The organism is Archangium sp., assembly GCF_057119385.1.
The window spans coordinates 1-26,435 of the sequence record NZ_DBNGVP010000059.1 but is presented as its reverse complement, the minus strand read 5'-3'; the positions used below and the strand labels follow the sequence as shown (position 1 = coordinate 26,435).

Genomic DNA, 26,435 nt, shown 5'->3' with positions numbered 1-26,435 from the left:
ATCGACTTCGGCACCGCGCGCCTGCCGGGAGCCCTCACCCAGACGCTGGGCCTGCCCGAAGGCGTCCTGCACCTGGTGCCGCCCGAGCTCCTGGCCTACACGCGCACCGAGGCGTGGAAGCGGGGCGTGCCCTTCCAGGGGGGCGTGCCCGCGGACTTGTACGCACTGGGGGTGCTGCTCTACCAGGGCCTGACGGACCTCCACCCCTTCAACCCCGAGCTGCCAGACAAGGAGTTGTTGGCCGCCATCGCCAGCGTCCCTCCCACCGCCCCCCACCTCCTCAACCCCCTGGCACCGCGCGCTCTCGGCGACATCTCCCTGAAGCTGCTGGAGAAGAGGCCCGAGGACCGGTACCCGGATACCGAGGCAGTGCTCCAGGCGCTGGAGGCGGCCGTGGAGAAGGTGAGGAAGTCCCCCGCCTGGAAGGTGCCCCTCTTCGCCGTTGAGGACAGTCCGCAAAAATCTCTCCCCCAAGAGGTGGCGGTACAGCCGGCCCCCCCTCCGGAGTCGGTGCGCGAGGCTCCAAAGGAGGCATCGCCATCCGAGGAAGAGAGCCAGGAGGAGCCGGAGCAGGTGACCCCTCCGGCACCTGCCGGCCCGCGGCGTGCGAAGTGGCCCCTGGTCGTACTCGCGGGCCTGACCGTGCTCGGCCTTGCCTTGTGGCTGGTGCACTCCACACTCACGCCACCACCCGAGGCGCTGCCGCCTGGGGTTGGCCCTGAGAAAGGAAGCCCCGCCGTGTCCACCCGCTCCATCCCCTCGAGTCTCCTCGCCGCCTGGCTGTGTGCCGTCGCTGGCCTGGGCTGTCCGGCCGCCCAGGTGAAACCCCCGGAGCCCGAGGACTGCCCCGACGAAGTGACGAAGAAGATGTTCCGGGAGTGGATGGTTCAAACGGGCTACGGTCTTCGGGCCATCGTGGACATCAACCAGCCCGGCGACCAAAGCGAGGTGGGCACCTACCAGGAGGGGCCCGTCATCGGACGCCTCGTGGAGGGCGCTGGAGGCCTGCCCGCGGGGACGATTCTCCATGGCCACCTGTGGACGGGACCCGGCATCTACGAGTTCAGGGAGAAGAAGAAAGTCCCGGCCGTCCTGGGCCGCTACACACTGGCCGTGCTGCCCGACGGGCAGAAACACCCTGTGTGCATCGTACTGGGCGGAGAGGACGGGCGTGTCCCCTTAGAGGAAGGCTCCAAACCTGGTGCCTTAGTGCTGGCGCGGGAGTTGCCATTGACCGCCGTCTGGCGCTGGCCGTGAAAGACATGGCTCCTCGGAGCCGCCTTGAACTCGATGTGATTGCCCGGCGATGACCACCAGGGTTCTCGGAATCGATACAGCCCTCGTTGGCTGGGAAGCGGTCGGAAGCGCGATCATCGAGTTCGACGCTTCCTCGTTCACTCGAGTGCGCGCTCCCGCGATCCCGTGGCCACGCCAGCCGTTGAGCGCTCGTGCCCTCGCCGTGGAGATTGATCGGTTCGCGCGCGCGGAGCACATCGCGGCAGTCGCCATCGACGGACCGCAGGGGTGGAGGGATCCTGCTACACCGCCGGGTACCCCCGGCGTAGGCCGCCGGTGCGAATACCTCTGCCGCACGCAGGGCAAGACAGGCGTCCATCCCCAGACGTTCCCGGCGAACCAGCGCCCCTGGATCGAGTTCTGCATCGAGCTGTTCGATGAGCTCCTGGCGTTCCCGGGCGTCGCGCTCGCCGAACCTGGAAAGCTCCAACCTCCGCCTGCCGGGGGATACTGGGTTCTCGAGTGCTATCCGACCTCGGCGTGGCGCTCCAGTGGGCTGACTCCGCTCCCCGGCAAGGCCAGAAAGCCGCGGCTCCAGCCATTCTTCGACGGACTGCGCGACCGATTCATGCTCCCGGATAGCATTCCGCCGCGGACGCACGACGACCTCCAAGCGCTCGTGGCGGCGTTGACCGCCGTCCCCGTCGCAGGCGGGCCCGCAACGGCGCTTCCGCGGGGCGTACCCGCGAGGACGGAACAGGCCTGGGGCGGGAAGCCTCGACGTCTTGAAGGGTTCATCTGGAATGTTCAGCCGGCCGGCTTCCTCTTGACTCGTGATGACAGCGGACCCCGGCGGACCCCGCCCACCGGCGAGACGCTCCGAGCCGCGACCGGACCCACTGTTCGAGTCACACAGCCTGTGCTCGATCAAGTGGCACGTGCCGGCCCCACACAGGCCCAGATTGCATTCACGAGACTCCCGGAAGGAGGGAAGCACGCGAGGAGACGTGTGTCCCTCGATGTCGAGGGGTCGAGTTATTGCGTGCTCATTGGAGACACGTCGGCAATCTGGCGGAGCCACCAGGACCCGAGCACGGCCGCCTCCTTCGAGGAGTTATTCGCGTTCCTCTCGGACCAGCCTGACGACCGTGCGGACGCAACCATCATCGGGCAAGACCCTGGCTTTTGACCCGTCATGCTCCGCTGCCTCGCCTGGTGGTGTCGGAGAGACCTCGAAGGCCGAATCAAAAAACGGGTAAGGTCGAACGCGCCCCGGGTTGAACCCCTGCCCCACCCGTGAGCCCGCCCGTCCGCTGTGCCACCAGACCAGCCAGCGTGTCCTCCGGTCGCATGGCGAAGCCCGGGCCACATGCCCACCGTCCCCCGAGCGGAGCGAGGGGGGAGCCATGAAGGCACGAAACACCATCAGCACACTGCTGCTGTCAACGGGGCTGCTCACCGGAGCCCAGGCGCGGGCCGAGGATGCGCCAGGCCGGCATGGCTGGGACCTCACGGTGGAGGCGAACACGGACTTCCCGCTGTCGGTGGGCGGGAGGCTGGGAGTGGAGTCACCGTGGCGTCTGCGGCTGTCGACCTCACTGGGCTACCTGCCAGCGGGATACGTGGGGCGGGTGAACGACGTGGCGGTGGGACTGGACGCCTACAGCCGCAACGAGGCGGACCTCATCGAGAACGCGCTGAAGAACTCGCTGGTGTGGAGGACGCACGTGGGCTGGAGACCCTTCGCGGGAGCGGGCCTGTACGTGGAGGGCGGCTACGGGCTGGTGGCGCTCGGCGGCGAGGTGAATGCCGAGGACGTGCTGGCATCGCTCATCGGCATCGAACCGCCCGAGGGCGAGGAGGCGCTGAACCGCGAGTACCGGGTGCGCTCGGTGTTGCACATGCTGGACGTGGAGGTGGGCTGGCGCTGGGGGCTGGGCGCGGGGTGGACGGCGCGCACGGCGCTGGGAGCGGCCTTCACGCTGGACTCCAACAGCCGGGTGGAGCCCCAGTTCCAGCCGAGCCAGCCGCTGCTGGTCAGCATCTTCTCGCGTCTGGCGGAGGGCGAGCTGGACAGGACCTTCGAGAAGTACGTGCACCTGCCGGTGCTCTCCTTCTCCATCGGCTACGCCTTCTGAGGTGACGGCGGAGGGCGGGTGAGACGGAATCACCCGTGACGTCAGCCGACGTGTCGGGTTACAACTTGACACCCGACATCCGTTTGTGGTCAAATCATGAATAATCGTATTTGACCTCAATGGGGGTGGTCTGTGCGTACACGGAAGGCCCTGCTCGCCCTGTGGGCGATGCTGAGCACCGCCGGGTGTGGGCATGGGGAGGCCGTGCGGAGGGAGGAGCCCGGGAGCGGGCTGCGGGTGGAGTGTGCCCGGGGCGACGAGGGAGCGTGCGGGGCGGAGACGTCCGGGGAGGAGACGCGGAGCAAGGGAGGGACGGTCTCGGCGCGCATCTGGGCGCTCATCGCGCAGGGGCAGTTCGCGGAGGCGCAGGCGCTGATCGCCGAGTCGACGGCGGCGGGCCTCATCACGCAGCAGACGGCGACGCGGATGGCGGAGCGCATCACGCTGCTCACCACGCGGCTGGGGCAGGTGCCCGCGACGCTGCAGCGGGTGAAGGACTTCCCCTCGCAGCTGCGGGAGCACTCGCTCTTCCAGATCAAGCAGATGCTGGAGAACAAGGACTTCAGCCTGGCGACGCAGGCGCAGTTGAAGCTGGCCGAGAAGCTCATCGAGCAGCAGGAGCGGTTGATGGAGAAGGTGCAATGACGAAGACGCCCTTGCATCCCACGGTCGGGGAACTGCTCGAGAAGCTGCGCGAGGCCCGGAAGGGCCGGGGGACGGAGTCGCTCCGGCTGGAGCAGGTGAGGCGTTACCGCGAGCTCGTGGCACACAACCCCACCTTCACTCCGGCGCTGCTGGAGCTGGGCCGGCTGCTGCAGCTGACGGACGAGCCCGGAGTGGAGCCGGAGGAAGCGTTCGTGGAGGTCCAGCGGTTGCTGGAGCAGGCCGTCGAGGTCTCGGGGCGGGAGGCAGCCGCCGTGGTGGAGCTGGGCTACTTCCTGGACACCCTGCGGAACGCATCCGAGAAGGCCACGCCGCTGTACGAGGAAGGCGCGGCGAAGGCGCTGGAGACGCTGGAGGACGCGTGGGCGGGACTGATGCGAGCCTGGGTCCACGAGCGGACGACGGAGTCTTTGAAGAAGGCGCTGGAGCTGAGCGAGCTGGCGGAGAAACTCTTCCCGGACTCGGGCCGCATCCAGGGAGTCGTGCACGACGCACGCAACACGGCCATCCGGGATGGTCTGCTGAAGCCCTGACTCCCTCTCCCTCCGGGAGAGGGCGGGGGTGAGGGTATCCGGTTCCCGAGTTGCCCCGGTGAGGCGCCCCTGGCCGCTCCCCGGACGACCGAGGCCCACGGTGACCCCGTGTCCCCACGCGGGCCACTGCTCGAATAGGCTCGGAGCCCGCATGAGCCTCCTGCGCCGAGCGAAGCGAGAAGACAATCCCCAACTGTTGGAGCTGTTCGGCGCGGTGCCGATGCAGGGCGAGCTGGTGCTGGCCACGCAGCGTGCGCCGGACTTCTTCCGTCTCTACGACATGCAGCGGGGAGACGCGGAGCTCTGGGTGAACGAAGTCGAGGACGGCCTGGACGGAATGGGGGCCATCCTCGTGAGGGACGGCTGGCTGGAAGGCAGACCGTGCCGGGTGGGCTACCTGGGAGACCTGCGCACGCGCTTCTCGGCGAGGCGGAGCCGGGGCCTGGCGCGCTTCTACGGTCCGGTGCTGGAGGAGACGGCGAAGCGGCTGGGCGTGGAGGCATTCCTCACGGCGGTGATGGCGAGCAACGCGGCGGCGCTGCAAGCCCTCGTGAAGCGCAAGAGGCACCGCGAGGCCCAACCGCACTACTCGCTCCTGCGGCGCTTCTCGGCGGTCTCGGTGCACTTCACCCGCCGCCGGGAACCCACACCGGGCCGCTACCAGGTACGCCGCGCCACGGCCGAGGACGTGCCGGCGATGGAGGCACTGCTGGACGCGGACCACCGCACGCGTCCCTTCGGCTACCGGTACGACCTGGGGGAGCTGAGGCACCGGCTGGAGCGCTGGCCGGGGATGAGCGTGGAGGGCAGCTACGTGGCCTTCGACGGGAGCGGGAAGCTGGTGGGGTGCACATCGGCGTGGGACCCGGAGGCGGTGAAGCGCTACCGCGTCATGGCGTACCGGGGCTCGATGCGGTGGGTGAAGTGGGGCTACGACGCGATGGCCACGGTGCTGCGCGCGCCGAGGCTGCCCGCGCCGGGCAACGACTTCCGCTACTTCTACCTGTGCAACACGAGCGTGGTGGGAGAGGACCCGGCCATCCTGCGCGCGCTGGTGGAGCGGGTGTACGCGGATCACCACGGCCGGGGCTACCACTTCTTCTCGCTCTACCTGGGCGAGGAGGATCCGCTCGCTCCGGCGCTGGCGGGCTTCTTCCAGCGCAAGCTGGACTTCCACCTGTACGCGGTGACGCCGGCCAGCATGGCGCGCGAGCACTTCCCATCGGGACGCACCGGCTTCGAGATGGCGCTGGCCTGAAGCACGGCGCGCTCAGTACGACGAGAAGGGCGGCCGCACCATGACGAGCTTCGGGTAGGCGCAGCGGAAGCCCGACTTCTCGTAGTTGCGCTGCGAGGCGGTGGCCGGCTCGGTGGAGGCGGTCACCACATCGGCGCCGTGCTCGGCGGCCCAGGCCATGCGCGCCTGGATGAGCGCGAGCTGCAACCCCTTCCCCCGGGACAGCGGCACCACCCCATCGGCGGACAGCAGCGCCACGCCGTCCGTCACGGACACCACGCCCACGCCCCGGGGCTCGCCATTCTGGAGCGCCAGGAAGCAGGTGTTGCCCTGCGTGTGGACGATGCCCAACCCACCGGACAGCTCCAGCTCGGACGCGGCGGGCCGCCCCAGGTAGGCGAGGAAGAAGAGCTCGGCCCAGTGCCGCTCCTCGCCCGGACGCACGGGCCGCACCTCGACCCCCGGCACGGGCGGCGGCACGGGCGTGGGCTGCCGGTACCAGACCTGGAGGAAGCGCTCCACGCGGTAGCCCCGCGCGCCCAGCTTCCCGGACAGCGAGGGCTCGGAGAAGGGATTCAGCTCGATGCGGACGGCGCCCCCGCCCTGCCCCAGCAGGTCCTCGATGCGATCCAGGTCCGCCAGACTCACCATGCCCTCCAGCCCCACGCCGATGGCGGCGGAGAAGGACGAGCGCGGCCCGAGGAACAGGGCGCGCCCACCGGCGACGCGCAGCGCGGGGGCTCCCTGCCGCGAGGTGATGGGCGTCCGGTCGATCTGCTCCGCCTGGGCGTTCTCGATGCGCCGTGCGAGCACGCGAGGGTCCTGCACTGGATGAGCTGGCATGGAGTCTCCGGCCGCGAGTCTGCTCGCAAGCCCCCGGGAGGGTCGAGCACGCTTGCGAGACATGCGTCCGCCATCTCATGCTTCGGGGATGCCAAGACATCAACTCCTGGGATGCGTGCTCGCCCTGCTCCTCGCGGGTGCCGGGTGTACGGCGGGCCGGGTCCATTCCACACCCGCCGGGAGCGACGGCACCGAGGCGCGTCTGGAGCGGGCCCAGGCCCTCCTGCGAGGACCGGACCGCGAGGCCGCGCTCACGGACCTGGAGGAGCTCTCACGCGAGCTGGAAGCGCGGCTGAAGGAGCGGCCCGAGGATGCGCGGCTCCACGGGCTGCTGGCGCGCACGGCCTTCTATCTGCAGTGGGAGGAGAAGGCGTACGCGGAGGCCGAGCGGGCGCTGGCGCTCGAGCCGGACCAGGCCGAGTCCCACTACATCCAGGCCTTCCTGCTCGGCGGCCAGGACAAGGCCGGAGAGGCGCTCGTCCACGCCACGCGGGCCGCGGAGCTGGAGCCGAAGCAGGGCAGCTACTGGCAGCTGTTGGGCACGCTCCACCTGCAGCTCGACCAGCCGGTGGAGGCGCGCGGGGCGCTCGAGAAGACGCTGTCGCTGGAGCCGAGGAACGCGCAGGCGCTCTTCGTCCTGGGGCTGCTGGCCATGGACGAGGGCAAGGCGGACGAGGCGCTGGAGGCCTACGAGAAGGCGCGCGAGTACGAGCCGGAGTTCGCCATGGCGCACTACAACGCCGGGCAGCTGCGGCATCTGCGGGGTGAATCGGCCGCGGCGCTGGAGCGCTTCCAGAAGGCGGCGGAGCTGGAGCCGGGGGACTGGCGGACGCGGGCCAAGCTGGTGCAGCTGCACCAGGCACTGGGCAACACGGAGAAGCGGGAGGCGGAGCGCGAGGAGCTGCTGCTGCTGCGGCAGGCGGGCAAGGTGGACAAGGAGTACTACGTCCGCGAGCAGTTCCAGGAAGCGGGCCGCACGGTGATGGCGGTGGAGAACTTCGAGCTGGAGGGCGACTGGGCCAAGCGCTACGAGTTCCAGGTGTTCGCGCCGGACCAGGAGCGGCCCACGTTCGTCCTCTCGCTGGGCTCGTACGCGTACACCAACGTCTTCGCGCGCGAGAAGGACCCGACGGGCCCGCGCCTCTTCCACCTGGATGGCTACACCCCGGACGGCGCGCACGACACCTATGGCTTCTTCAACGGCGAGCCGTCCTACGACGACACGCGGAAGATGGTCGTCTCCATCCTGAAGGGCGAGCTCAAGCCCATGTCCTCGACGAAGCCGAGCCAGCAATAACCCCAGAAGCAGAATCCCCCGGAGGAACGAGTCCCACCGAGCCCCACTCCCCTCGCCCTCCGGGAGAGGGACGGGGTGAGGGTGCCACGCGCCCCGGGTTCCCCCCGGGCGGACCTCACCGCGCGGCCGTGCTCTCCTCGCGGGCCTCTTGCTTGCGCACGGGCAGCTCGAGGGTGAACGTGGCCCCCTGGCCGCGGCCGGCACTCTCACAGGAGAGCGAGCCACCCAGCTCCTCGGCGGCCAGCGCGCTGGTGTGCAGGCCAAACCCGTGCCCGTCCTTCTTCGTGGTGAAGCCGTGGGTGAAGAGGAGCGGGACGTGCTCCGGGGCAATGCCCGCCCCGTTGTCGGAGACGATGATGCTCAGCCGCCCGGCCTCGGCCGGCACCACGCGGAGGGTGAGACAACCATCCGGGCGGCCACCCTCCTTCACCGCGTGGCGCGCGTTGCTCAGCAGGTTGAGCAGGATTTGCAGCAGCTTGTGCCGATCCACCCAGACGGGCGGCACGGCGGCGTACTCGCGCCGCACCTCGATGCCCGCCTTCCCGAAGGAGGCCGCCTGCAGGCGCACCGCGCCGTCGATGAGCTCGGGCAGGGACACCTCCTCCACCAAGCCGGAGAAGCGCGCGTACTGCTGCTGCATGCCCACCACCACCCGGATGTGCTCCACCCCGTCACACAGCGCCTGCAACTCCGCGAGCACGGCCTCCTTGTCCTGGGTGAGCTGGGTGGTGAGCGCCTCGAGGTAGCCCGGCAGCTGCTTGCCCCGCGGATCCTCGGTGAGGAACGCGCTCAACCGCGCCTCGTTCTCGCGCAGCAGCTGCACGGCCTTCTCCAGGCTGGACACGCGCAGGCTCCGGATCCGCTCGGACACGATGCCGGCCGACACATTCACGCTGTTGAGCGTGTTGCCCACGTTGTGCAGCACGCCCGTGGCCACCTCGGCCATGCCCGCCTGGCGCGAGGCATCCACCAGCCCCCGGTGCAGCTCGCTCAGCCGCGCCTCGGCCGCCTTGCGCTCCGTCACGTCCCGCCCGAAGACGGTGAGCTTCAGCACCTCGCCGTGCTCGCCCCACACGGGGCTGACGGTCAGCTCCAGGTCGATCATCCGACCCGTCTCCCCCAGCGCCGGCAGGCGCACCTCCTCCTTCAGCCGATGGCCTTCCCGGGCGCGCTCCAGCCGCCCCCTCCAGCGCACCTGCCGCTCGGGGGGCAGCTCGCGGAAGACGAACGTGCCGGGGGGAATGTCCCGGCCGAAGATGCGCTGGAAGTACTGCCTGGCGGAGTGGTTGGCGGTGAGCAGCCGCCCCTCCACGTCCAGGGAGCACACGACGTCATCGGTGCTCTCGATGAGGCTGGACAGCTCGCCCTCGTTCTCGTGCAGCGTCCTGCGGGCCTGCTCGAGCGTCTCGTGCGCCTCCGTCCGGAAGGTGAGGAACAGGGACGTCACCGCCCAGCCGAACGCGATGAAGAGGGCCGTGAAGATGCCCATGGACCACTCCATGGCACTCAAGCCCGGCCGCGACATGCCCAGCGGATAGAAGACGAGCGGCGTCAGGGCGCAGAGCACGGACACGGCCAGCCCGAGCTTCCACCCCAGCAGGTAGGCCGCCATCACCGGGACCAGCACGCTCGCGGCATGCGTGGTCATGGCCGGCAGCTCCAGGGCGAGCGAGTTGAAGAGGATGGCGGCCCACAGGAAGACGCACAGCAACAGCGCCGGCAGGTGGGGCGAGGCGCGCCACCGCAGCAGCGCCAGCAACCCCAGGAAGAAGCCACCGGACAGCGCGCTCGGCACGCCCAGGCTCCACGCGGACGGGGTGAACTGCAACAGCCCGGTGAACACCACGGCGCCCCCGAACTGGCTCAGGCAGAGCGCGACCACCATCCGGGCCCGGCTCAGCTCCAGGGGAGAACCGTGGCGGAGGGGCGCCGGGATGAACACATCCAGCCGATTCACCAGCCGCGTCCAGAGCACGGTGAACCGAGCCGCCCACCCGCGCCGCGCCAGACCCACGCTGTCTCCGTCCCCCCGGGTGTCCTCGCTCGACATCATCCTCTCCGGGTCGATGGCCGCGACTATGCCGCAACCCGCTCCGGAAGAAGAAGCCTCCCCCCCCGCTCAGGAGGCGAGCACGGCCCGGCGCTCGGCGGCGGGCTCGCCCAGGGGCAGCAAGAGGGTGAAGGTCGTACCGGCCCCCTGCTCGCTGCGCACCCGCAGCTCCCCGCCCATCTTCTGCACGAGCGAGTGGCTGATGGACAGCCCCAGCCCGGTGCCCAAACCCGCCGGCTTGGTGGTGAAGAACGGATCGAAGATGCGCGGCAGCACCTCGGGAGGAATCCCGTGGCCGGAGTCCGACACGTCCACGCGCACGAAGCTCCCTTCACGCGCGGTGCGGATGCGCAGGGTGTGGCGCTGCGGCGAGCCGGGCTGCATGGCCTGGATGGCATTGATGACCAGGTTGAGGAACACCTGGCTGAGCCGGCTCTCGCAGGCGAACACGGGCGGCAGCTCGCCGTCGTAGTCCTTCACCAGCGCCGCCGTGCGCTTGAGCTCGGTGTGGGCCATGCGCAGCACGAAGTCCAGGCTCCCATTCACGTTCACCGGCGCCAGCGCGTTGTCCGGCGCGTGCGAGAAGAAGCTCATGTCGCGCACGATGTCCCGGATGCGCTTGCAGCCATCGAGCGACTCGGCGATGACCTCCTTCGCCTCGGCGAAGAGCTCCGCCAGCGGGGCCGGGACGCCGGGCATGCCCGGCAGCTGCCGCTCCAGGTCCTCGCGCCAGCCCTGCAGATAGCCGAGGTTGGAGAGCACGTAGGCCATGGGGTTGTTGATTTCATGGGCGAGGCCCGCCGCCAGCGCCCCCACCGAGGCGAGCCGCTCGTTCTGGATGCTCTGCTGCTCCAGCCGCCGCTTCTCGGTGAGATCATGCCCCACGAGCAGCAGGCGCCGCGCGGAGCCGACCTCCTGGAGCGAGGCCACGACGTCCAGCGCGAAGCGCTCACCGCGCGGAGCGCACAGCCCCTGGTTCTCCAGGCGCAGGGTGCCGCGCGAGAGCAGGGCGTGGAGCGACTGGCGCAGCACGTCGCGCTCGCTCTCCGGCACGAGCGACTCGAAGGGGGTGTTGAACAACTGGGGAGCCGAGCGCCCCAGCAGCCGCTCGGCCACCGGGTTGAGCTCGATGACCCGCCCCGCCTCGTCGAGCAGGAAGACGGCATCCCCGGAGGACTCGAGCAGCTGGCGGTTGCGCGCCTCGGTCTGCTTCACCTGGAGGCGCAGCTTCAGCAGCAGCTCCACCTGCCGCTTGAGCGCGAGCAGGTTGCGGCGCTGCTGCTCGTCGAGCACGCGGGACTGGCGATCGATGACGCACAGGGTGCCCAGGGTGAAACCATCCTCGGACAGGATGGGGGCACCCGCGTAGAAGCGGATGGAGGGGGCATGGGTCACCAGCGGATTGGCGGCGAAGCGCGGATCCTTCGAGGCGTCCTCGACGACGAACACGTGCTCGCGCTCGATGGCGAAGGTGCAGAAGGACACGCAGCGCTCCGTCTCGCGCACGCCCGGCAGGCCCACGTTGGCCTTGAACCACTGCCGGTCCCGGTCCACCAGGCTGATGAGCGCGATGGGCACACCGCACAGCTGGGCCGCCAGCTGGACGATGTCGTCGTATTCGGACTCGGGGAGCGTATCGAGGATGTCGTACCGACGAAGAGCCTGAAGGCGCTTCTCTTCGTACAAGAGACCGGGAGGAAGCATGCGGTCTTGATCTGCATCACCTCCCGGGGTGCGGCAGTGGTCCGAATCCAAACTGTGAACAGCAGGACACCTGGCGAGTGTGTCCTTCAACACAGTGGAGGGTCTCAGCGGACGACGGCCTCGAGATTGGCGGCCTCGACCCGGCAGGTGGCATCCGGGAAGTCCCCATCCACGGCCACCTGCAGCCGCAGCTCCTGGCGGCCGGTGACGAAGTCGGAGCGGCGCATCACCGACACGTAGGTGGGCAGGGACTCCGAGCCATCCGCGGGCGCCATCACCTGGACGCCCTCGAGGAGGACGGGCCCGTCGTAGCCCGTGAAGAGGTAACAGAGGACGACGCCGCCACCGGGACGCGACGCGGAGACCCGCGCGGTGAGGAGCATTCGCACGCGCGAGGGCACCGTCGTGTCGAACGACGTCACCACCTCCGGCACGTCGACGAACATGATGGAGTCGGCCTTCGCGGCCACCGCGCTCTGCTCGGCGTAGTACATGCGGAACCCCGGGCCCGCGGGACCCGCCGGACCCGCCGGGCCCTGCTCGCCCCGGGGTCCCTCTGCTCCCGGAGCACCGGGCTCCCCCCGAGGACCCATGGGCCCCTGCTCGCCCTGGGCGCCCCGCGGCCCCATGGGCCCGCGCTCTCCCGCTGGCCCCTGAGGACCGGTGGCCCCCTGGACCGAGCCCAGGTCACAGGCCGACAGACACAGCAACAACACTCCCCAGCTCAGCATCGCGCGCTTCATGGTGCCCATCCCCTCGGTGTTTGAAGAGGAGACCGGGCAGGGGATTTTTTCTGGGAACCGCCCCCTTTTTTTCCGGAGCGGCGTCAGTCGAAGCGGTGGTGCCGCCGGGTGTCGCGCATGAAGGCGTACACGAGCAGCGAGCAGAAGATGCAGCCCGACACGTACCAGAAGAACCACGTCTCATGGCCGGCCAGCTTGAGCCAGGTGCCCACGTACTCGGCGGTACCGCCGAAGATGGAGACGGTGAGCGCGTAGGGGAGCCCCACGCCCAGGGCGCGGACGCGAGCGGGGAAGAGCTCGGCCTTCACCACGGCGTTGATGGAGGTGTAGCCGGAGACGATGAGGAGCGCGGCCAGCACCAGCAGGAAGGCGGTGAAGGCATCGCGCGTGCGCGTGAGGGCCGTCAGCAGGGGCACGGTGCACAACGTCCCCATGACGCCGAACCACATGAGCACGGGCCTGCGGCCGATCTTGTCGGAGAGGAGGCCGAACACCGGCTGCACCAGCATGTAGAGGAAGAGGGAGGAGACGGAGATGAGCGTGGACTGGTCTCGGGTGAGGCCCACCGAGTTGACCAGGAACTTCTGCATGTAGACGGTGTACGTGTAGAAGGCGAGCGTGCCGCCCAGGGTGAGCCCGACGACGAGGGCGATCTCCCGGGGGTGGCGCAGCAGCTCGCGCATGGGGTGGTGCTCCGTCTTCCTGGCGGCCTCGGCCTGGAAGGCCTCCGTCTCCACCATGTTGCGGCGCATGAAGAAGCCGAAGACGGCGAGCGCGGCGCCACAGAGGAACGGAATGCGCCAGCCCCAGGCCTCGAGTTGAGGACCGGTGAGCACCAGCCGCTGCAGCACCAGCAGCGTCACGGTGGCGAGCAGCTGGCCCATGATGAGGGTGACGTACTGGAAGGAGCTGTAGAAGCCGCGGTGGCGGGAGGTGGCGACCTCGCTGAGGTAGGTGGCGCTGGTGCCGTACTCGCCGCCGAGCGAGAGCCCCTGGAGCAGGCGGGCGAGGATGAGGATGACGGGGGCGAGGACGCCGATGCGCTCATAGGTGGGGCACAGGGCGATGATGAAGGAGCCCAGGCACATGAGCGTGACGGAGAGCGACAGGGCGGCGCGGCGCCCGCGCAGGTCCGCGTAGAGGCCCATGAGCCAGCCGCCCACGGGACGGATGAGGAAGCCGAGCGCGAAGACTCCCGCGGTGTTGAGCTGCTCCACCACGGGGTTGTCGTGGGGGAAGAACGAGCGGGCGAAGTACAGCGAGAACGCCGAGTAGATGTAGAAGTCGTACCACTCGATGAGGTTGCCCACCGAGCCGCCGAAGATGGAGAGGAGGCGCTGGCGCACGCTCGGATCCGCGGCGGACGCGGACGTGAGGATGGAGGAGGTCTCGGACACCGCGGCCCTCACTCCCGCGTGACGAAGCGGAACACGTCGGCGAGCGCGGTCACGAAGCCCATCTCCTGGATGGCCCGCAGCTCCCCGCCGTCGAGCCACACACCGTGGCACCGCTCGCACACGTCGAGCAGCACGTGACGGTCGCGCTCGCTGCGCACCTTCTTCATGATTCCCCGGGGACGGCACCGGGGACAGGCCACCTCGCGCGTCTGGACCTCGTCGGCCGGCAGCTGGCGCCACTCGAGGAACCGCACGTTCACGGTGGACTCCAACCGCCGCAGGTCCTCGCCCTCGAGCCAGTGCCCTTCGCACTGGGGGCACTGCTGCGCCTCGACCCCCTCGGGCTGCACCGGGGTCATCACCTTGTCACAACGTGGGCAGTTCATGGTCCCACCTACGGTATCAAGTCTCAGATCCAGAAGACGATGCCGCGCTCCTCGTCCGCGGGGCCCTCGCCGTGTCCGCCCTCGAGCAGCCAGCGGCGATAGGCCTCGATGTCCGCGTGGAGCAGGTCCGCCTCGGTGCCGGCGAAGACGCCGCCTCCGGGACCGTTCGTCAGGCCCTCGCGCTGCACCTTCATGATGTCCACGTCCTGGCGGATGACTTGCGTGGTGTACCAGCGCACCAGCGGCATGAGGGCCCGCGCCACCAGCGCGCGCGGCAGGTCATACGGCAGCCGGTAGCTGATGGCCGTGTAGACGAGGCTGTCCGTGGGGCCAATCGGCGTCACCTGCGAGTTGATGGCGAAGCCGCTGCGCTCGCCCCACATGTAATCCACGCGGGTGATGTTGGGGATGAAGTAATGGTCCGTGTGGACCATGGGCAGGCCACTCGGGTTGAAGATGCGGCCCAGCCCCGTCACCGTGTCCTGCTCCTGCTGGTAGGTGACGAGCACGCTGCCCTCCGAGCGCTTCACCCGGGCCGGCACCCGCTTGCGCGCCGGGTCGCGGAACCACCCCCGGTGCACGAAGACGGTGTGCGGCACGTCCATGAAGTTCTCCACCAGGTTCGTCACCCCGTTGGGGAAGCGCGTGACCATGAAGTACACGGTCCACTCGGGCCGGCCCCAATACGGCACGCGGAAGGCCGGGCGGCGGGCGCGCTTCGCGTCTCCGCCCATGAAGACGTAGACGAGCCCGTCCTGCTCCAGCGTGTCGAAGCGCTGCAGCCTGCCGAGGTCGCACGGGCGCACCTGGAGGCCCGCGCGCGCGTGGCCCTGGGCATCGAGCGCCTCGCCACACTGACTCGGGCCGAGCGAGGGCACCTCCACCACCGCGCCCGAGGCGTCATAGGTCCACCCGTGGTACGGGCAGCCGATGCGGCCGTGGAAGACGTCTCCCGCGGACAGGCGCGCGTTGCGGTGCAGGCAGCGGTCGCGCAGGGCCGCGGGCCGGCCGTGCTCGTCGCGGAAGAGCACGAGGTTCGTCCCGAGGACGGTGCGCGCCAGCGGCTTGCCCTGGGGCAGCTCGGTGGAGAGACAGGCGACGTACCAGAAGTCCTTGAGGGCGCCGCAGCGGGTGAGGTCGGCCTCGGCCTCGAGGTCCACGGCGGGCGTCGTGACGAGCGCGAGGTTCGGGGCTTCGAGTGGATTCCTCATGACTGCTTTCCTTGCTGGGAGAACCAGGCGGTCCAGCCGGCCTGGCGATGGAGATCCGTGGGTTTGATGTCACCGGCGCGCTGGCCGAGCGCGATGCAGCGGGCCTCGTAGCGGCGGGTACCCTCGGTGACGCGCAGGGCGCTCACGGGGCCGAGCTGGCCGAGCTCGCGGGCATAGCGGTAGTGGTAGCCCTCGCACAGGGCGCGCTCGAGCGCCTGGGCGGCCTCGTGCAGGCGCGCGTCGGGCACGTCGGTCTCGAGGAAGAGCCGGTAGGCCGGTGGCGCGTGGGGCTCCCACTCGGGGGCCACCATGGCGAACGGGGGCCGCGGACCGCCGAGCACCGCGGGGAGCAGGGCCTCGAGCACGGTGGAGACGCGCGTGGCGGCGAGCTTCTCTCCGACGAGGTCACTCACGGCATCGGCGCGGCCCAGGAAGCGCAGACAGGGCGTGGCGTGGTGGAAGCCCTCGACGCGGACGAGGTCTCCGATGCGGTAGCGCAGCAGGCCGCCGGAGGTGGAGAGGAGGACGGAGTAGGTGCGGCCGGCTTCGAGCTCGTGCGCGAGCCGGGGGCGGGCCTCGGGGTGCTCGGGGTCGAGGAACTCGAAGAAGTGGCTGCGGACGGCGAGCACGGGGGCGGGCGCATCGAAGAGGGGCAGCGTGACGACGCCCTCGGTGGCGAGCAGGCCCTTGCCCTGGATTTCGACACCGTGGAAGCGGCGGCGCGCGGGAGCGACGGAGTGCGCGGCCTGGGCATCGGTCCACATGCTGAGCAGCGCGAGCCGGGGCCAGAGCATGCGTCCCTGGAGCCCGGAGCGGAGGGCCTCGCGAAGCAAGCGGGCACGCTCGGGACGGGGAGAGAACCGCATCCCAGCCAGCACCCCATCCACCTCCTCCGCGCCCCCTCCCCTCACCCTGCCCACTCCTCCCTCGCCCTCCGGGAGAGGGTCGGGGTGAGGGTATCCGCCCCCGTCCTCCCCACCGTGCCCCCCACCGAGTCCCCGAGGAGGCCTGCACACCCCGCGCTCCAAGTCCTCCGCCAGCCGCTCCCCGTGCCGCTCCAGTGCATCCATGAGCAGCGTGAGGAAGCTCGGATTCCACACGCTCAGGAGCGCCAGCTCCTCACACGCCACGAGGAACCACAGCGTCACATACCGGCACGACTCGACATCCGGCAGCCGGGCCACCGCGCCGGGCACGGCGAACACGCGCGAGAGCACCGGTTGCAGGAAGCGCGGGAAGTACGCCGAGTCCTCCACGCTCCCCACCGGAATCCCTCCGGCGGTCCTCCCCTGCTTGCGCCCGATGGGCGAGATGGACCAATAGCTCGGGCCCTCGCGGACCGCGGGGCGCGAGTGCAGCAGGTCGAACAGCATTGGCGCGAGCGCCCGGTGGAACTCGTCGAGCAGCCCTCGCGTCATGGGCACGTACTTGGACGCTCCCGAGGAGCCTCCCGAGGGCTCGAAGCGAATCACGGGCTCCCGGGTGAGGACGCGCGGTGAACCTGCCTTGAGCGCCTCGATGTCCGGGAGCACCGAGTCAGGCGTGGAGATGGGCACCGCATCCTGGAACTCGCGTGCCGTGCGGATGTTGGAGAAACCGGGGAGGCGCGTAGATTGAACGGTGTCCCTCGTGGCCCGGAGGATCCGCTCGAGGTTCTCGGACTGCGCCTGCTCCGGACTCTCGAGCGCTCGGTGGAACAGGAACGCGGCTGGTGCCTGGGCCGCCATGAGCCCCGACAGTAGACGGCGTGATGTCAGCATGGGTTCAACCTGGGGCCCTCGATACCCTCACCCCGTCCCTCTCCCGGAGGGCGAGGGGATATTGCGACAGTGGGGATTCGTGCTCACGGTGAGGGTGCTCGCGGTGGTGCTCATGCTCTCACTCCGATCAGCTTCAGGCCCCGGCGCGTCCACAGCCGCAGTTGCTTCATCGTCAGCTCCGTCAGCGCCCACAGCAGATCCCTCGCCCGGATCTCCGCCAGGCACACCAGCTCCTCTCCCTCCACGTGCGCCGGGTTGTTCTTCGCGAAGAAGGCGATGTGCGGATGCGCCGCGGCCTCCCGGTCGATCGGCGACACCCCATCCCTCACCCGGTAGTGCGCGCCCGCGAAGCGCACCGTCCCCTTCTTCCCGTCGTACTGCTCGCCGAACCAGCGCATGGACAGCGCGCGCAGGAATGACACCCGCTCCGGCGGCGATTCCCAGTCGTGCCGTGGCACCGTGCGCGGGAAGTGATTCACCGCCAGCAGGTACGTCTTGTAGCCCGCGCTCAACAGCAGCCACAGCAACGGCCGCAGCGGGCGGCGCAGCTTGCGCGCGAGCATGAAGCGCCCGAAGCGCACCTGCAGCTCCTTCTGTCCCCAATAGTCCGGGTGGATGACGGTGTCGCCCGAGAAGACGACCTCCACCGCCTGTCCCCCCACCTGCTCCTCCGAAACCCGCAGCGTGCTGAAGCCCACCAGCTCGCCCGAGCGTCTCGCGGACAGGAGGATCACATACTGCTTGTCGGCCAGGTCCCGTAGGAAGCGCTCGGCGCTGACGCCCGCGTAGCACACCTGCATCAACGCGAGCATCTGCGCGCGCTGGTGCTCGGTGAGCGACTCGCGCGAAACGGTGGCACCCTTCAAGGCGGAGAACATCGGACTCCCTATCGGCTGCCGCGCAGGCCCGCGGTCACGGCGGGCTGCGAGAGGACGTGGTAGCGGTCGGCCTCGAGCTGCACGGTCTGCACCTCGCCGCCGTACCAGTGAATCGAGGCCGTCACGGGGCCCGCATGCCGCCCCAGTCCGAAGTGCAGGCGCGGATCCGCCGAGGCACTCAGGCCTCCCATCAGCCCCACCTCCTGCACCTGCTCCACGCGCTTTCCGCCCTCCTCGTAGGACACGACGACGCGCGACCCCACCGCGCTCCGGGCCGTGCGCCGCCCATCCCCCACGAGCGACACGCCCACGAAGTGCGCCGCGTCCTTGCCCGCGCCCTCGCGCAGGGTGTTGCGGTAGACGGACGCGGGCCCGTGCTGGTTCGTGATGACGGCATCCAGGTCTCCGTCATCATCCAGGTCCGCGAGCAGCACGCCACGCGAGTTGTCCGGGTCATCCAGGCCCAGCTCCTTCGCCACGTCCACGAAGTGGCCAGGCTGCTCGTCGCCGAGGTTCATGTACGCGCGGCGCGGCTCGTTCGGGTAGATGGTGCGCCCGCGGATGTCGCCCCACTTGTCCGCGTACGTGTGCACCTCGGGGCCGGACTGCATCAGCTTGTGATTGACGTACCAGTAGTCCTTGCGCCCCGAGTCGTAGAGGTGATCCAACCGGTCATCGAGGTGCCCGTTGGCCTGCACGATGTCGGGCCACCCGTCGTTGTCGAGGTCCCCCGCCGCCGCGCCCCAGCCGAAGCGCCGCTCGTTGAGCGCACCGCGGAACGTCGCCTCGTCCTTGAACTCGGGGACGAACGGGTCCTTCCCCGGAGACAGCATCCACAGCAGGCTGCCCTCGGCCTGGAGCGAGTGGTGCACGTTGGACACGTACACATCCAGCCACCCGTTGCGGTCGAAGTCCGCCACGGTCGAGTTCATCCCCTTGTACGTGTCCTTGCCGATCTCCCCGAACAGCTTCCCCACCACCCGGCGGAAGTGTTTGCCCTGCTCGTTGAGGTAGAGCTCATCCGGGCCGAAGTCGTTGGCGATGTACAGGTCCGTCCAGCCGTCCTGGTTCAGGTCCACCGTGCTCACGGCGAGCGACCAGCGCGTCTCCTTCAGCCCCAGCGCCACGGAGTCGAGCTTCTCGAAGGTGCCATCGCCCCGGGCGCGGTAGAGCACGTTGAGGCCGCCGTTGTCGGCGTTGTGCCAGCCGTTGTGGAAGAAGCGCAGCATGCGCCGGTCCCCGGGGTACTCGGGCGGGGGCAGCTTGAAGAAGTTGAACGGGGTGGGCGTGGCGTAGTCCGGCAGGTGCGTGGTGAGCGCGTTGGCCACGAAGAGGTCCAGGTGCCCGTCCCGGTCGAAGTCGAGCAGCGTGACGGCCATGCTCACCGAGTGGTCCCCCACTCCGGCGCGCGTCGTGACGTCCTCGAAAGCCGCGGTGCCCGTCTCGCGCAGCAGGTTGCGCAGCAGCTTCGAGGGCCCGAAGGCCACCGCCACCGCCAGGTCCTGGTCCCCATCCCCGTCGTAGTCCACGAAGGTGCCACCGGCGGCCGCGCCCTCGGTGGTGTAGCTCGCGGCGATGTGCTCCAGCGCCGGCACCTTCACGCGCTCGAAGCGCATCTCCCCCAGGTTGCGGTACAGCGCGGCGCGGTCCCCGTCCGACTTGAGCGGATTCGTGAGGAAGAGATCCAGCTTCCCATCACCGTCGAAGTCCCCGGTGGCCACGGCGTCGCCCACGCTCAGCACCCACTTGGCCACGTGCAGCACGCGCGGGTCCACCTTCAACAGCACGTCCCCCATCGTCGAGCCGAGCCCCGTATGCGAGGCCTCCAGCCGCTCCATGTGGAAGGGCAGTGGTCGCGACTTCACCGAGGGCGCCACCACGAGGAAGTAGCCCGCGGCCATCGCCGCGCCGAGTCCCCCCACCGCCGCCAGGCGCTTCATCGGCCCCGGAGAGAACACCCCCGCGAAGTACGTGCGAGGCCCGCGCTGCCACAGGGCACGCCCGTGCAGGAAGAGGAAGCGCGCCGTGGCACACGTGAGGGCCGCGTAGAAGAAGGTGAAGACGCTCTCCTTGAGGTGGAGCACCAGGTCCACCAGCGTGAGGGCGAGCGCCAGGAGCACCTGGGCCCGGGGCGTCTTCGGCGACGTGCCCGGGTCGGTGATCATGTAGAAGGTGAAGATGAAGAAGGCCGGCGCGCCCAGCGTGCCGAGGAAGAGCACCTCGGGCGGCAGGTGGTGGCGCAGGATGTACGCGCGCAGGGCCGTCTGCAGCGCGTAGAAGAAGAGGAAGCTGAGCACCAGCCACGTGCGGCCCACGCGGAAGAAGAAGAGCACCAGCGCGGCCATGAGGATGAAGGCCGAGAGCGCCACCTCGCCATTGGCCCACTGGTAGGCCGGCGCCGCGGTGATGAGCTCGCGGGTGAAGAGCAGCGAGGTGGCCACGCCGAACATGGACGGGTTGAAGACGTGGCGGCCCTCGTACGTGAGCACGTACTTGGAGCCGATGGTCAGCCACACCGGCAGCAGCAGCAGCCAGCTCGAGTGCGAGTAGTTGAGCAGCAGCGCCAGCGAGCAGCATGAGATGTAGCCACTCAGCGGCACCACCTTCTCGCGGCGCAGCAGCCAGCCCAGGCCCGCGTCCAGCGCGCTGCCGGTGGCGACGATGGCCAGCATCTGCCACGGGTTGCGGTTGAAGCCGAAGAAGGAGAAGCCCAGCACGCCGTACAACGTGAGGATGGCCGCGAAGGGGATGCGCGGGTCGTTCCACCGGGGCCACACCCAGCCCCAGCGCTCGACGCGCGGGGCCGTGTGCACGCCGGTACCCACCGGCGCCGGATGTGCCACTGCCTGCTCAGCTCTCATGGGACGCGCCTCCGAGCGCGCACCGAGCGTGCCCCGCCCCCGTCCCTCTGTCCAGGACGGGCGGGGGGCTTGCATGTCCCCCCTGGAGCCTGCCCACCATGATGTCGATTCCCATGCATCCCTCCTCGTGCGCGCCCCTTCCTGCAAACTCCGGGCTCCTCCCACTTCGCGCTCCCGTCCCCCCCGGGTTGCTCGGCCGCGCCACCGTCCCCGCTCTCCTGCGGCTCGCCGCCACCCAGTGGGCGTGGATCTCCCTGTGCTGGCTGGCCATGGCGTGGGTGCCCGCCCTGTCGCCCCTGTTCGCGCTGCTCATCGCCGGCCGGCTGCATGCGCTCGGCGTCGTCCTGCATGACGCCATCCACCTGCCCTGGCGCCACAAGGGCCTCGCGCTCCGGCTGCTGGAGCTGCTCGCCGGCCTCCCCGTCGCCACCACGATGGAGGCCATGCGCTACCACCACCTGCGCCACCACCGCGACGCGGGCCTGCCCTCGGACCCCTACCGGCGCCCGCCCTCGAGCCCCTGGCGCCAGTTCGCCGTGTGGCTGCGCGTCTGCCCCATCCTCCCCTTCTGGGTGCTGCGCGGTCCCTTCGGGCTGCTCGCCTGGCTCCTCCCTCCGCTGCGCTCCCCGTACGCGCGGCTCTTCCTCCAGGACCGTTCCGGCGAGCCGCTCACCCACGACGCCGAGGTGCTCGCCTGCGCCCGCGCCGAGTCCGCCCAGGTCCTCTTCCACCTCGCGGTGCTCGCCGCCGCCCCGCGCTGGCCCTCGGCGGTGGGGCTCGGCTACGGGCTGCCCTTCCTGCTGACCTCGGCCCTGTGCGCGTGGCGGCTGCTCGCCGAGCACACTCCCAGCACGGTCCACGGACGCACCCTGCGTGACGTGCTCGCCTGCACTTCGGATCATGGGCTCGGCTGGATGGGCCGGCTGCTCACCGCGCCCCTCCACGTGGGCTGCCACGTGGTGCACCACCTGCATCCCCAGGTGTCCCTGCACCACCTGCCCCGGCTTCGCGACTGGTACCTCCTGCGCTACCCTGACCTCTACCCCCGCCCGCGCCGTCCCTGATGCTCGCCCCCCTCACCCGCGTCCTCATCCTCGCCCTGCTGGGCCTGTCCGCCGCGCTCGGCTTCCTGTTCTGGCGCAGGCAGAACGTCCAGGCGGCTCGCGGCGGCCGCATCTCCCCGCCCAAGCTCGCCTGGCTCTTCTACGCCATCTTCCTCTGGTTCCTCCTGTGCCCCCTCGTGGCGCTCGACTCCTCCGTGCACCCGGACCTGCGCCTGGTGCTCGGCAGCTTCGGCGCCTGCATGTGGCTGCGCGGCGTGGCAGAGCTCTACATGCTCTACGTCTCCCACAACTGGAAGCCACCGTACGGCATCGGCCATGACGTGCTGTGCATCGCCCTGCTGCTCGGCGGCCTCTCCTGGTACCAGCTGCGCCGCGACGGCCCGCCCTCGCCCCTGGACGTGTGGGCCCTGTCGTTGATCGCCCTCGTGCTGATGAGCCTCATCGTCGAGGTCATGTACGCCACGCTCTTCTTCCAGGCCGTCGGGGGACACACCACGGGTGAAGACGGCATCTGGTTCGCCGACGAGGAGCAGGCCCGCTTCCGCCGCATCAACCGCATCACCCTGGCCTGCAACATTCCGCTGTACGCGGGACTCGGTGGACTGCTCGCCGTGGCGCTCGGATTCGCGGCATAGGCAGCTCTCCATCGCCCCGGCGCGGTCCTCCACCGGGAGCGTCTTCCTCTTCGAGACCGCTGTGCCTCGACGACGGCCCCGTCCCCCCCGGCTCCTCCATCTACGGGTTTGATCCGGACGACTCCCAACCCGGCGTGACGGACGCTCCCGCGGAGCCGGACCTGGAAGCCCTCCTTCTGGGGGAGTGAAGAACGGCCTTTCTCACCAAAAAAGAAAACCGCGACTTCACCGCCCTGTTCCCGTTCCAGAAAATATCTGCTAATACTGCACTCAACGCAAAATTCTAGGAACCCGGTAGCCCGCAGATGTGCGCCAAACGGGCATGGCAGGCTACCCACGTGACGGTATGGGGAGGCTGCGGGCATCCCCACCCGTAGCGCACCGTCATGGCCGTAACTCCCCGTTCACCCCCCTGGAAGGACGGACGATGAAGGTCTCGTTTCTCAAGAATCGCGTCACCCGCACGTGGATGATGGGCTTGTGCCTGATGGCGGCGCCGGCCGCGCAGGCCACCAGCATCCGGGTGTTGGATCCGCGGTTGCCCACCGTGAAGCCCACCAGTCCCGAGTTGGAGCCGGAGACGCCGGTGCAGCGGCTGGTGGTGAAGTTCCACGAGGGCACCCGGGTGCGTGTGCGTGGTGGTGGGCTGCAGGTGCTCTCCACCGAGCGCAACCCGGCCGAGCGTGGGCGCATGGCGCGCCGCGGCCTGTCCGAGCAGAAGCTGCGGCAGGATCTGCTGGCGGCGCTGCGGGTGTTCGCGGACGTGCCCCGCATGGGCCCGCCGGGACGCCTCTTCCGCCAGGACGAGCTCACGCTGGCCGAGCGCAAGCGCCTGGCCGAGGAGCGCAGCGGCAAGGAGCAGGCGGACCTGGACCTGTACTTCGAGGTGCCGCTGAAGCCGGGGACGCTGGCGGCGGACGTGAACGAGTGGGTGATGCGGCTCAACGCGCTGGACAGCGTGGAGATCGCCTACGCCGAGGCGGCGACGGAGCCGGCGTGGTTCGGCCTGGAGGTGTCCGGCCAGTCGAGCACCCCCACGGCGGGCTACGAGGGGTTGCAGGGCTACCTGGAGGCGGCTCCGGGAGGAATCGACGCGCGTTACGCCTGGGCGGTGCCGGGGGGCACGGGCACGGGCGTGCGGATCGTCGACGTGGAGGGGGCGTGGAACGGGACGCACGAGGACCTGCCGCGCTTCTTCTACACGGGAGGCGTGCAGTTCAACGACCTGGGGTGGCGCAACCACGGCACGGCGGTGATGGGGGTGATGGCGGGCCAGGCCAACGGCTACGGCGTCACGGGCGTCTCGTATGGGGCGCAGGTGGGCCACGAGGGCGTGGCGGGCCAGAGCATCGCGAGTGCCATCACGCGCGCGGCGCTGGTGGCGGGCAAGGGCGGCGTGGTGCTGCTGCAGCTGCAGGCGCGGGGGCCTCGCAGCACGCGGGACTGCACGTGCAACACGAGTCAGTGCGACGAGGTGCCGCTGGAGTACTGGCGGGCCAACTTCGACGCCATCGCCCAGGCCACGGCCAGCGGCGTGCACGTGGTGGAGGCGGCGGGCAACGGCAGCGTGGACCTGGACTCGCCGGTGTACCGGGGGGCGTTCGATCGCTCGATGCGGGACTCGGGAGCCATCTTCGTGGCCGCGGGCACGGCGGACACGCATGCGCCCATGTGCTGGACGAACCATGGCAGCCGCGTGGATGTGTACGCCTGGGGCGAGAAGGTCGTGACGCTGGGTTACGGCGACCTGTCGAGCGCGGGCGAGGACCGGTGGTACACGGGCACCTTCAGCGGGACGTCCAGCGCGGCGCCGATCGTGGTGGGCGCGGTGGCCAACCTGCAGGGCATCGCGAACGCCGCCGGCAAGGGTCCGCTGGAGCCGCGCGCGCTGCGTGAGCTGCTGCGCGCCACGGGTACGCCGCAGGCCACGGACGCGAAGCAGATCGGCACCATGCCCAACCTGCGCGAGGCCATTCCCCAGCTGCTCACGAAGTAGGTACCGGGCAGACGGTGAAGTGAGAACGGAGTCCCGGAGCACCGGGGCTCCGTTGTCGTTTCCGGGGTGGAGCGCGCGGGCGGCGGAGGCAAGCCCGGTGAAGCTCAGGCTTCTTCGTCGGGCAGGAGCGTGAGGAGCAGCTCGTCGTCGGGCCCGCGCGGGCGCCAACCGGGTGGTGGTGGTGATGCGCGAAGAGCTGCCTTGGCCCGCTCGACGTGCTGGTCATGGGTTTCTGGGGTGAAGGTCCCCCAACGGGCGAGTGCCACGGCAACCTTGAAGCGGGTCGCATCGTCCAGCACGTCCGGCCAGCCATTGGGGAGTGCTTCGGCCAGCTCGCGCACGAGCTGACCGCGCACCAGGCGCGTGAGTTTGCGGCTTCGCTCTGCTTCGGCGACCAATCCGCTGAACACCTGCACTGCCGCGACATCATCAGGCCCCAGCTCATCCGCCAGTTCCAAGAGTGAGGCGGTGGGGCGCGCCTCGGCGAAGGCAGTGAGCGAATCGTAGCCACGCTCGCGGACCCGCTCATACAGGCGCGCCTTCCAGTTGCCATCCCAGGAACGTCCGTCGGTCATTGCCTTCTTCAAAGAGTGAAGTTCAGACTTCCTCGTCAGGCAGGAGCGTGCGCAGTAGCTCGTCGTCGGGCCCAAGGGGGCGCCAGCCAGGCCGTGGTGGTGATGCGCGGAGCGCTGCCCTGGCTTGCTTGACACGCTCCTTATGCGTTTCTGGCGTGTAGGTCGTCCAACGGGCAAGTGCGTGGGCGACATCGAAGCGAGTCTTGTCGTCGAGCACGGCCGGCCAGCCATTCGGGAGGTGCTGAGACAGTTCTCGCACGAGTTGCCCGCGCACCAAGCGCGTGACTTTGCGGCTTCGCTCTGCCTCGGCGACCAATCCGCTGAACACCTGCACTGCCGCGACGTCATCAGGACCCAGCTCATCCGCCAGTGCTACCAGCGAAGCGGTGGGGCGCGCCTCGGCGAAGGCCGTGAGCGAATCGTAGCCACGCTCGCGGACCCGCTCATACAGGCGCGCCTTCACGTTGCCCTGCCAGGCACGTCCGTCGCTCATCGGCCTCTCCACGGGATGAACTTCATCGGGATGCTGTACTCCTTCATATACCCCGCGACGACGTTCAGGACCTCATTCCGCGTCAACATCTGGCCAGCTTCGGCCTCCGCCTCGTACAGCGCCTCCATGATCATCCGATTCCATTCACCCGGCCATGTACGACCGAGCTTCCAGTTTCCTCCGCCGTGAATGGCCTGATGGTGTGCCTGCTCCAGCTTGACGCAGAACTTGTTGATATCCATCTCGCCGGTGAAGCCGCGTTTCTCGAACCACTCGCGGAACTCCTTGGGCATGACGTGGTGACGCGGGGACTCGGCCATACCGGCGCCTGTCTTGCCCGTCACGCGCATGCCCCGCACCTCGGGGCTGTCGCCCAGCGCGTCGCGCACGCCCCGAGGGAGGTCGCCGTGCCCCTGCGCCATCATCACGTGGCCGGCCTGGAGCCGCACGGCGGCGCTGACGGCGGGCAGGGAGAGGACGCCCGCGCGCACCAACTGGCGCATCATCTCCACCCACTCGGCGGACACCACCATCCGCGTGCCCATCATCACGCCGTTGGGGCCCACCATGAGGCCCACGCCGAGCGAGACGGGCGCCGCCGCGCGCAACGCGGGCAGGGTGAACTTCAGCGCCGACACGAGGGTGAGCGCCTCCATGGACTCCTTCAACAGCAGCGCCGCCTCGAGGACCTTCACCCCCTTGTTCATGGTCTCGAGGAGCTCGGCGAGCTCGCGC

23 protein-coding genes are annotated in these 26,435 nt (G+C 69.6%); 10 read left to right on the top strand and 13 right to left on the bottom strand.

All coding sequences use genetic code 11. The features are described 5' to 3' along the window. From AC16DP_RS12885 to AC16DP_RS12860, 6 genes are all read left to right on the top strand, one after another. Window positions 1–1,257 (top strand): serine/threonine-protein kinase (locus AC16DP_RS12885; RefSeq protein WP_483956715.1); only part of this gene is annotated, 1,257 nt, incomplete at its 5' end. Between the two features lie 49 nt (window positions 1,258–1,306). Continuing rightward, the gene (locus tag AC16DP_RS12880) at window positions 1,307–2,425 is read left to right on the top strand and encodes a DUF429 domain-containing protein (protein ID WP_329735116.1); all 1,119 of its coding nucleotides are present in this window, start codon (window positions 1,307–1,309) and stop codon (window positions 2,423–2,425) included. Between the two features lie 217 nt (window positions 2,426–2,642). Next, window positions 2,643–3,374, top strand: a complete 732-nt coding sequence (locus tag AC16DP_RS12875; RefSeq protein WP_329735115.1) for a hypothetical protein — start codon at window positions 2,643–2,645, stop codon at window positions 3,372–3,374. 132 nt (window positions 3,375–3,506) lie between these two features. Next, a complete protein-coding gene (locus AC16DP_RS12870; RefSeq protein ID WP_329735114.1) occupies window positions 3,507–4,019 on the top strand; it encodes a hypothetical protein in 513 nt (170 codons plus the stop codon). Continuing rightward, entirely contained in the window at window positions 4,016–4,570 is a 555-nt protein-coding gene (locus AC16DP_RS12865) for a hypothetical protein (protein ID WP_329735113.1), read from the top strand. The genes AC16DP_RS12870 and AC16DP_RS12865 overlap by 4 nt, the downstream gene beginning before the upstream one ends. 151 nt (window positions 4,571–4,721) lie before the next feature. Beyond that, the gene (locus AC16DP_RS12860) at window positions 4,722–5,828 is read left to right on the top strand and encodes a hypothetical protein (protein WP_329735112.1); all 1,107 of its coding nucleotides are present in this window, start codon (window positions 4,722–4,724) and stop codon (window positions 5,826–5,828) included. A 12-nt stretch (window positions 5,829–5,840) separates the two neighbouring features. On the opposite strand, the gene AC16DP_RS12855 is transcribed toward AC16DP_RS12860, so the two are convergent. Then, window positions 5,841–6,650, bottom strand: a complete 810-nt coding sequence (locus AC16DP_RS12855; RefSeq protein ID WP_329735111.1) for a GNAT family N-acetyltransferase — start codon at window positions 6,648–6,650, stop codon at window positions 5,841–5,843. Between the two features lie 115 nt (window positions 6,651–6,765). Between AC16DP_RS12855 and AC16DP_RS12850 the strand changes: the two genes are divergently transcribed. Next, window positions 6,766–7,947, top strand: coding sequence for a tetratricopeptide repeat protein (locus AC16DP_RS12850; RefSeq protein ID WP_329735110.1), 1,182 nt, complete (start codon window positions 6,766–6,768; stop codon window positions 7,945–7,947). Between the two features lie 115 nt (window positions 7,948–8,062). On the opposite strand, the gene AC16DP_RS12845 is transcribed toward AC16DP_RS12850, so the two are convergent. The 9 genes from AC16DP_RS12845 to AC16DP_RS12805 form a co-directional block, all read right to left on the bottom strand. Next, window positions 8,063–10,000: an ATP-binding protein gene (locus AC16DP_RS12845; RefSeq protein WP_329735109.1), complete on the bottom strand. Its 1,938-nt coding sequence runs from the start codon at window positions 9,998–10,000 to the stop codon at window positions 8,063–8,065. 66 nt (window positions 10,001–10,066) lie between these two features. After that, window positions 10,067–11,701, bottom strand: coding sequence for an ATP-binding protein (locus AC16DP_RS12840; protein ID WP_329735108.1), 1,635 nt, complete (start codon window positions 11,699–11,701; stop codon window positions 10,067–10,069). A 104-nt stretch (window positions 11,702–11,805) separates the two neighbouring features. Beyond that, window positions 11,806–12,444, bottom strand: a complete 639-nt coding sequence (locus tag AC16DP_RS12835; RefSeq protein WP_329735107.1) for a hypothetical protein — start codon at window positions 12,442–12,444, stop codon at window positions 11,806–11,808. An 83-nt stretch (window positions 12,445–12,527) separates the two neighbouring features. Further along, entirely contained in the window at window positions 12,528–13,841 is a 1,314-nt protein-coding gene (locus AC16DP_RS12830) for an MFS transporter (RefSeq protein WP_329735106.1), read from the bottom strand. Between the two features lie 8 nt (window positions 13,842–13,849). Continuing rightward, the gene (locus tag AC16DP_RS12825) at window positions 13,850–14,227 is read right to left on the bottom strand and encodes a TFIIB-type zinc ribbon-containing protein (RefSeq protein ID WP_329735105.1); all 378 of its coding nucleotides are present in this window, start codon (window positions 14,225–14,227) and stop codon (window positions 13,850–13,852) included. Between the two features lie 23 nt (window positions 14,228–14,250). Further along, window positions 14,251–15,438 carry an aromatic ring-hydroxylating dioxygenase subunit alpha gene (locus AC16DP_RS12820; RefSeq protein ID WP_329735104.1) on the bottom strand — a complete coding sequence of 396 codons (1,188 nt, stop codon included), beginning with the start codon at window positions 15,436–15,438 and terminating at the stop codon, window positions 14,251–14,253. After that, the gene (locus AC16DP_RS12815; RefSeq protein WP_329735103.1) at window positions 15,435–17,198 is read right to left on the bottom strand and encodes a GH3 auxin-responsive promoter family protein; all 1,764 of its coding nucleotides are present in this window, start codon (window positions 17,196–17,198) and stop codon (window positions 15,435–15,437) included. Before AC16DP_RS12815 ends, AC16DP_RS12820 begins: the two co-directional genes overlap by 4 nt. Window positions 17,199–17,308: 110 nt before the next feature. Next, on the bottom strand, window positions 17,309–18,076 hold the full coding sequence (locus AC16DP_RS12810) for a hypothetical protein (protein ID WP_329735102.1): 768 nt from the start codon (window positions 18,074–18,076) through the stop codon (window positions 17,309–17,311). A gap of 8 nt (window positions 18,077–18,084) precedes the next feature. Next, on the bottom strand, window positions 18,085–20,937 hold the full coding sequence (locus AC16DP_RS12805) for an FG-GAP-like repeat-containing protein (protein WP_329735101.1): 2,853 nt from the start codon (window positions 20,935–20,937) through the stop codon (window positions 18,085–18,087). Window positions 20,938–21,035: 98 nt separating this feature from the next. On the opposite strand from AC16DP_RS12805, the gene AC16DP_RS12800 reads away from it, so the two are divergent. From AC16DP_RS12800 to AC16DP_RS12790, 3 genes are all read left to right on the top strand, one after another. After that, a complete protein-coding gene (locus AC16DP_RS12800) occupies window positions 21,036–22,001 on the top strand; it encodes a fatty acid desaturase family protein (protein ID WP_329735100.1) in 966 nt (321 codons plus the stop codon). Next, window positions 22,001–22,636 carry a hypothetical protein gene (locus AC16DP_RS12795; protein ID WP_329735099.1) on the top strand — a complete coding sequence of 212 codons (636 nt, stop codon included), beginning with the start codon at window positions 22,001–22,003 and terminating at the stop codon, window positions 22,634–22,636. Before AC16DP_RS12800 ends, AC16DP_RS12795 begins: the two co-directional genes overlap by 1 nt. A gap of 427 nt (window positions 22,637–23,063) precedes the next feature. Then, on the top strand, window positions 23,064–24,632 hold the full coding sequence (locus AC16DP_RS12790; RefSeq protein ID WP_329735098.1) for a S8 family peptidase: 1,569 nt from the start codon (window positions 23,064–23,066) through the stop codon (window positions 24,630–24,632). A 104-nt stretch (window positions 24,633–24,736) separates the two neighbouring features. Here the strand turns inward: AC16DP_RS12790 and AC16DP_RS12785 are convergent, their stop codons facing one another. The 3 genes from AC16DP_RS12785 to AC16DP_RS12775 all read right to left on the bottom strand — a co-directional run. Then, window positions 24,737–25,207, bottom strand: coding sequence for an NUDIX hydrolase (locus tag AC16DP_RS12785; protein ID WP_329735097.1), 471 nt, complete (start codon window positions 25,205–25,207; stop codon window positions 24,737–24,739). 22 nt (window positions 25,208–25,229) lie between these two features. After that, a complete protein-coding gene (locus AC16DP_RS12780; protein WP_329735096.1) occupies window positions 25,230–25,700 on the bottom strand; it encodes an NUDIX hydrolase in 471 nt (156 codons plus the stop codon). Then, window positions 25,697–26,435, bottom strand: a 739-nt coding sequence (locus AC16DP_RS12775) for a DUF2380 domain-containing protein (RefSeq protein WP_483956714.1), incomplete at its 5' end; no start/stop codon positions are given. The genes AC16DP_RS12780 and AC16DP_RS12775, both read right to left, overlap by 4 nt.